Annotated in this window: 5 protein-coding genes; 4 read left to right on the forward strand and 1 reads right to left on the reverse strand. The window is 58.1% G+C overall.

Going from position 1 to position 7,704, the window contains the following annotated elements:
* The first annotated feature begins 68 nt into the window (after positions 1–68).
* The 3 genes from ilvD to amaB all read left to right on the forward strand — a co-directional run bounded on the left by ilvD (position 69) and on the right by amaB (position 4,807).
* The gene (gene ilvD, locus ACR0LX_RS07800; RefSeq protein ID WP_480783213.1) at positions 69–1,901 is read left to right on the forward strand and encodes a dihydroxy-acid dehydratase; all 1,833 of its coding nucleotides are present in this window, start codon (positions 69–71) and stop codon (positions 1,899–1,901) included.
* A gap of 284 nt (positions 1,902–2,185) precedes the next feature.
* Positions 2,186–3,292 (forward strand): saccharopine dehydrogenase family protein, encoded by a 1,107-nt coding sequence (locus ACR0LX_RS07805; RefSeq protein WP_480579202.1) that lies wholly within the window; start codon positions 2,186–2,188, stop codon positions 3,290–3,292.
* Between the two features lie 18 nt (positions 3,293–3,310).
* Complete coding sequence (gene amaB, locus ACR0LX_RS07810) at positions 3,311–4,807, forward strand: L-piperidine-6-carboxylate dehydrogenase (protein WP_480783218.1); 1,497 nt, start codon at positions 3,311–3,313, stop codon at positions 4,805–4,807.
* Between the two features lie 6 nt (positions 4,808–4,813).
* On the opposite strand, the gene ACR0LX_RS07815 is transcribed toward amaB, so the two are convergent.
* The gene (locus tag ACR0LX_RS07815; RefSeq protein WP_480783214.1) at positions 4,814–6,391 is read right to left on the reverse strand and encodes a DUF5928 domain-containing protein; all 1,578 of its coding nucleotides are present in this window, start codon (positions 6,389–6,391) and stop codon (positions 4,814–4,816) included.
* Between the two features lie 142 nt (positions 6,392–6,533).
* On the opposite strand from ACR0LX_RS07815, the gene ACR0LX_RS07820 reads away from it, so the two are divergent.
* Positions 6,534–7,352 (forward strand): sulfotransferase family protein, encoded by an 819-nt coding sequence (locus tag ACR0LX_RS07820; RefSeq protein ID WP_480783215.1) that lies wholly within the window; start codon positions 6,534–6,536, stop codon positions 7,350–7,352.
* Positions 7,353–7,704 lie beyond the last annotated feature (352 nt).

The following is a 7,704-nucleotide window of genomic DNA, read 5'->3' on the forward strand; positions in this document are numbered from 1 at the left end:
CATGTGGTACGTGCGCTATAACGTACGAAACTCGGATATCGCAACCGGGGCAAAAGGGAAACAGCATCATGCCAATGTACCGATCCAGAACCTCGACCCATGGCCGCAACATGGCCGGAGCCCGCGGACTGTGGCGCGCCACAGGAATGGGCGACGATGATTTCGGCAAGCCGATCATCGCCATCGTCAATTCGTTCACCCAGTTCGTGCCCGGCCACGTCCACTTGAAAGACCTCGGCCAGATGGTCGCGCGCGAGGTTGAGGCCGCCGGTGGCGTTGCCAAGGAATTCAACACCATTGCGGTCGATGACGGTATCGCCATGGGCCATGACGGCATGCTGTATTCCTTGCCTTCGCGTGAGGTGATCGCGGATTCGGTTGAATACATGGTCAACGCCCATTGCGCCGACGCGATGGTCTGTATCTCGAACTGTGACAAGATCACCCCCGGCATGCTGATGGCCGCCATGCGCCTGAACATCCCGGCGATCTTTGTCTCGGGCGGGCCGATGGAGGCTGGCAAGATCGACATCGCCGATCTGGACGCCAAAAAGATCGACCTCGTGGACGCCATGGTCGCCGCTGCTGATGACCGGTTCACCGATGAACAAGTCCAGCACATTGAGGAAAACGCCTGCCCCACCTGCGGGTCGTGTTCGGGTATGTTCACCGCCAACTCGATGAACTGTCTGGCCGAGGCGCTGGGTCTGGCGCTGCCGGGTAATGGCTCGACCCTGGCCACCCATGCCGACCGCAAGGAACTGTTCCTTGAGGCCGGTCGCCGCATCGTCGAGATCACCAAGCGGCATTACGATCTTGACGAAAAGGGTTTCCTTCCGCGCGAAATCGCGACGTTCGAGGCGTTCGAGAACGCCATGAGTCTGGACATCGCCATGGGTGGTTCCACCAACACCGTGCTGCACCTGCTCGCCATTGCGCATGAGGGCGAAGTGCATTTCAACATGAGCGACATGGACCACCTCAGCCGCAAGGTCCCCTGTCTGTGCAAGGTCGCGCCGAATATTGAGAACGTGCATATGGAGGACGTCCACCGCGCCGGCGGCATCTTTTCGATCCTCGGCGAACTCAGCCGTGCGGGACTGCTGCACGAGGAATGCCACACTGTGCATTCCGCCACCATGGGCGAAGCGATTGCCAATTGGGACATCAAGATTGCCAACAACCCGGCCGCGCAGGACCTGTTCAAAGCCGCCCCTGGCGGAGTGCGAACAACGCAGGCGTTCAGCCAGTCGAACCGGTATAAGGAACTGGACACCGACCGCGAAAACGGCGTGATCCGCTCCAAGGAACACGCGTTCAGTCAGGACGGCGGTCTGGCGGTTCTGTTCGGAAACATTGCGCGCGACGGCTGTATCGTCAAAACGGCGGGCGTGGATGAGCACATTCTGACCTTCACCGGCACGGCCTATGTCTGCGAAAGCCAGGATCAGGCCGTCAACGACATCCTGACCGGCAAGGTCAAGGAAGGCGACGTGGTGGTGATCCGTTACGAGGGTCCGCGCGGCGGGCCGGGCATGCAGGAAATGCTCTACCCAACCTCGTACCTGAAATCGAAAGGACTGGGCAAAGCCTGCGCATTGCTGACCGACGGCCGGTTTTCCGGCGGCACCTCGGGTCTTTCGATCGGTCATGTCTCACCCGAGGCGGCCGAAGGCGGCGAGATCGGCCTTGTCCAGAATGGCGACAAGATCGAGATCGACATCCCCAACCGCACCATCCATCTGGCGGTTTCGGACGAGGAACTGGCCGCACGGCGCGAAGAACAGGACGAGAAAGGCTGGCTACCAGCCGCGCCGCGCAAACGCAAAGTTTCCACGGCGCTGAAAGCATACGCAAAGCTGGCCACCAGCGCGGCGAAAGGCGCTGTGCGTCAGGTCTGAGACATCGGGCTGGCCGGTACAGGCCAGCCCCATTTCGCAAACTCCCCCCAGTATTCGTTCAATCGGACTGAGACCGAATCCCAGTGTCGGTCCAATGGGTTGCGCGCTTTCTTAACCTCGCGTCTGCCGGATAGATCCGGGGACGCAGGGGTATACTGGAATTCGTCAATTCGTCCATTTTACCGTCTATATGACGAGACTCACGGCGTTTTCGTCAAGATACCATCTGCCACGCGGACGATCTGCCCTCCATACTTAAAGGAAACAGGCAAAGGAGGCGCGTTTTGGTCTGGAATGTTTGCGTTGTCGGGGCGGGTAAGATCGGGCGAATGATCGCAACCCTGCTGAAAACCTCACCCCATTATTCGGTCGCTGTGGCGGACAACAACCTGTCGGCATTGTCGGACCTCAAGGGGCTGGGCATTGCTACCCGTCAGATTGATGCCAGTGATCCCGATGCGCTTGCCAAGGGGCTGGCAGAGTTTGACGCGGTGATATCGGCTGCTCCGTTCTTCCTGACGCCAATGATTGCCGAAGCGTCTCAAAAGGCCGGTGCTCATTACTTTGATCTGACCGAGGATGTGGCGGCCACCCAAGCCGTGCGCGACCTTGCGCAAAACAGCAAGACGGCGTTCATGCCGCAATGCGGGCTGGCCCCCGGATTTGTCGGCATCGCCGGGGCTGCGCTGGCGGTAGAATTCGACAAGATCGACAGCCTGCACATGCGCGTGGGCGCGCTGCCACTGTTTCCGACCAACGCATTGAAATACAACCTGACCTGGTCGACGGACGGCCTGATCAACGAATACTGCAACCCCTGCGATGCCATCGTAAACGGCGAGCGGGTAAAGACCGCGCCGTTGGAGGATTACGAGGTCATCGGCCATGACGGTGTTGAGTACGAATGCTTCAACACCTCGGGCGGTCTGGGAACCTTGCCCGAAACGCTTGAAGGCAAGGCGCGGGCGGTCTCCTACCGCTCGATCCGTTATCCGGGACATCGGGACATCCTTCGGCTGCTGCTGAACGATCTGGGGCTTGAACGGCGCCGGGACTTGCTGAAAGAGATTTTCGAAACCGCGCTGCCGCGCACCGATCAGGATGTGGTGCTGGTCTACTGCACAGCGCGCGGGACAATCGACGGTGAACTGCGCGAACGGTCACTGATCAACAAGTCTTTCGCCCGCACCATCGGCGGCCAGGTCTGGAGCGCCATTCAGGTCACGACCGCAGCCGGAGTGCTGGGTGTCGTCGACCTGATGCGGCAGGGCATTCTGCCGACCAAAGGGTTTGTCCGGCAAGAGCAGGTCAAGCTCTCGGATTTCCTCAACACTGAATTTGGCCGGCTCTATCGCGCCGGCGACGTCACCGAACAGAACAAGGCGGCTTGAGACATGAAAGATATCGTGATGACTGCGGATACTATTCTGGCAAATCTGGACCTGACAGCGGCCGAGCTGAAAGGCGGCACGCTGCGCGTCACCTCTCCCATCGATGGCAGCCTGCTGGCTGAGGTTCATGAAACCCCTGCGGCAGAAATGGAAGCTGTCTTTGCGCGTGCCACCGCCGCCTTCAAAGCCTGGCGGGTTGTGCCTGCTCCCCACCGGGGCGAGTTGATCCGCCTGCTGGGCGAAGAGCTGCGCGCCGCAAAAGATGATCTGGGTGCGCTGGTCAGCTGGGAGGTGGGCAAGATCACCTCGGAAGGGCTGGGCGAAGTGCAGGAGATGATCGACATCTGCGACTTTGCCGTTGGCCTGTCACGGCAGCTTTATGGCCTGACGGTCGCTTCAGAGCGTCCGGGTCACCGGATGATGGAAACCTGGCATCCTGCCGGACCCGTTGGTGTGATTTCGGCCTTCAATTTTCCCGTAGCCGTCTGGTCGTGGAACACGGCGATTGCGCTTGTATGCGGCGATCCGGTGATCTGGAAACCCTCGGAAAAGACACCTCTGACAGCTATGGCATGTCAGAAGATATTCGAACGTGCACTGGCGCGGTTCGGGGACGCGCCCGAAGGGTTGCTGCAAACACTGATCGGCGGGACCGAGTTGGGCGAGGCGTTGGTGGCCAGCGAGGATGTGCCCGTAATCTCGGCCACTGGATCGACCCGGATGGGCCGCGCCGTCGCGCCCGTTGTGGCGCAGCGGTTTGGCAAATGCATTCTGGAACTGGGCGGCAACAACGCCATGATCGTCGGTCCATCGGCCGATCTGGAAATGGCGGTACGCGCAATCGTGTTTTCAGCCGTTGGCACGGCGGGTCAGCGATGCACCACATTGCGCCGTCTGATCGTCCACAACTCGATCAGGGATGAACTGGTCGCACGGTTGAAGAAAGCCTATTCGGGGCTGCCGATTGGCGATCCGCTGGCCGAGGGTACATTGGTCGGACCTCTGGTCGACGAAGCCTCGGGCGCGGCGATGACAGCTGCGCTCAGCGCCGCCGAGGCCGAGGACGGCGTAGTTTTTGGCGGCAAGCGCGTGACCGATGGCGTGCCGGCGGGTGTCTATATGGAACCCGCTATCGTCGAGATGCCGGGCCAGACCAAAACGGTCAAAACCGAAACATTCGCGCCGATCCTGTACGTCATGGGGTATGACGATTTTGCCGAGGCGATCGACATTCAAAACGACGTGCCGCAAGGGCTGTCATCCTGCGTCTTCACCCTGAACATGCGCGAGGCCGAACAGTTCCTGACGGCAGCCGGGTCCGATTGCGGGATCGCCAATGTGAATATCGGCCCGTCAGGCGCCGAAATCGGTGGTGCCTTCGGTGGCGAAAAGGAAACCGGAGGCGGGCGCGAAAGCGGGTCGGATGCATGGAAGGCCTATATGCGCCGGCAAACGAACACCGTGAACTATTCGGACGAATTGCCGCTGGCGCAAGGTGTCAAGTTCGACATCTGAGGCCGCTCAGTCCGTAAACAGATAGTCCAGCTGCAAAATGGCTTCGGCCTTTTGCGGTGAAACGGACAGGAACCGGGCCAATTCCTCGGCGTTTTCGGCCCGGTCTGCGGTTTCGCGGATACGGAAATATCCGTCGCCCGCGGCCTCCCTGATCAGCTCGGATTCATGTGTGATCTCGCTGCGCAGGGTTGGCAACAGGCGCTGCACCGATTCCGCAGGACTGTTCGGACCGACAAGCCCCACACGTTCCGCATGTCCGGCCAAATTGTCGTCGGTATAGCTGCACTCGATATCCAAGACCCGCAGCCGGACCTGATCGGCCTGGAAATCACGAATGATCTCGATGCTGCCGGGATCGACGCACAGAACTAGCCGGTCGGACGCGAACTCGTCATACAACATGCCAACAGTCGCGCGGCGATGGCGTGCGCGTTTCTTCAGGGTCGTTTCGATCCCGCCCAAATCAGGCAATTGGGTACGTTCCTCGTTGAACAGGTATTCTACGCAGGGCAGCTGAGTTTCCGAAATGATCTGATCCAGCAAGCGTTTGGCCACGTGCCATTTCTTGCAGGTGATCAGAAATAGATCCCGGTCCGGCCCAAGCGTATTCGAGGCCTCCCAGAAGCGCTGTGCATACCGCCGTCCAACGCGCCCGCGCCCGGTCAGAAAACGGTAGAGGTTGCGTCCCTCGTCCGAGATGTGAAAGGTCACGCCCTCGGCCGCATATAGCTGACCCAGACGGTCTTTGAGCTCATGCGCCTCGGGGCTGATCTTGCGAGCAAACAAATAGTCCTGCGCCAACAGCAGATCGTAATGGTCATTATAGAACGTTACAGGCATCCCATAATCCGAAAACATCAGAAAGGTCAGGGTGCGGCTTTCGATCTGCTCTTTCGGGATCAAGTGGCGCACGAGGGTTTGAAAGAACGTCTCGTCCGGGATCCAGGTGGTCGAGAAAAACCGGATCACGTCGCGGCGTTCACGCAGAAATACTTGGATCATTTCAACCGTGCGGCGGCGCAGACACCACCACTGGCTGCCGATCATGACTTGTATGTCCTGCGGCACGTCGCGGGTCAGACCCAGCTTTTTCTGCACCTCGTAGCTGGCATAGAACCTGCCGGCCTGCGTACGCTCGTTGAAGAAATGGCGATAGATCAGGCGGTCCTCTTTCATGCCGGTCTTGATCCAGTCGCTTTCGAAGAAATCGTGACTTTCGACAAAATCCATGTCGGATTCGTCCAGAAAGTGATGCGCGTATTCGGCCGTTTTGATCGCCATGCAATCGCCCGACAGCATGTAGAAATGGGTAGCCCGCGGAAACGCGTCGGTCGCAGCTTGCAAAGCGTTCAACGTGGCCTGAACCAGCGACCATTCCCCCCAGCCGCATCTGATCCGCTTTGCAGCAAAGGTCACGCTCGGATTGTCGCTCAGAGCCGCCTGAATGCGCGAGTAGTCTTCATGGCTCGATCTGGCGTCGAAATGAATGGCCATACAGTCCCCTGCGGCCGTCAACTGCCGGGCCTGGGCGATGATGGCCTCGGGGTCTTTGTGGCACAAAAGGATAAAGGCAATCTTTGCCATCGTTGTCGGTATTTCCCATTTCTGCCCGTTTGCAACCGTGATACTGAGGATGAACGATTGAATAAACAGAATATTTTTGGTTCTTTGATTTCATAAGCTGGACTGTCGAGTTGAGACCAAACCAGCGCAGGAGGCATAGCAGATGGGTTTTCCCGGAACATGGATGACCGAAAGCCAAAGCATGGTGTACCGTGTTGTGCCCAAATGCGCGTGTTCGACGATCGGCCAGATCATGTATTATTCGGATCACGGTCAGTTCTTTGACGGAGATATTCATGACGCCACCGACGGGATGCACAAATGGGCCTTTGATCCCAGCAAGGACACGATCACCCGGAACGTACAGTCCCATGCCTCGTACACATTCACCTGTGTGCGCAATCCCTACACGCGGATCCTGAGCTCTTTTTTCGACAAGATCTGCGGCATTCAGCGCAATGGGAGACGCTATCGCGGAAATCTGGTGCCGACATTGATCTACAATTACGGGATCGAAGTAGGCGGTGACGACGGCAAAGGAGAGTTCGACCAGATCGCCAGTTTTCGCCGATTCTTACTGTTCGCACGCGACACCATTCGCTGGCGACGCCCGATGGACCCGGACATTCACTGGTCAGCGATGTCGGGGCATGTCTCGACTCTCATTGCGAATGGCGGTCAGTATGACAACATCTTCTGGACCGAAAAGTTCAACGACGGCATGCAGGATGTTTTGAACAACCTAGAGACCGCGCATCCTGTCACCCTGTCAGAAATTCCGCGCTTCAACGAATCCGAAGGTCACGGACCAAAGCGCGCGCATCCAGTCGAGGACTATTTTGACGACCTGTCGATGCATCTGGTCTACGAGATCTACAAACAGGATTTCGAGTTGTTCAAATACGATTTCGAAAACCCCGCAAACAAGATGCCGATCGCCGAGATCGATCTTGACGAGGTTCATGCTAAACTGGGCGACTAAGGCAAGCAAACAGCCTATCCCCTAAGGCGGCGTACCCTAGTATGTCCATTGAACGGGAGTCCATAAGCCGCAGACCTTTGTCGTTCGCTTGCCACGCAACGTTGTCTAAATGGAGCCCAAGAATATGAGCCTGACGAGGTTTGATCGTTAAGCAAACAGTCCAGTGGACTGTTTGTAGATCGAACGGGCTGTTGGAAGTTTGGTTGCGGGGAGAGGATTTGAACCTCTGACCTTCAGGTTATGAGCCTGACGAGGTTTGATCGTTAAGCAATTGGTCTGGTGGACTGTTTGTAGTCTGAACGGGTTGTGTTGTGGTTTTCTGACGCTGGTTGCGGGAGTAGGATTTGAACCT

It is taken from the genome of Ruegeria sp. CH11 (assembly GCF_056537105.1).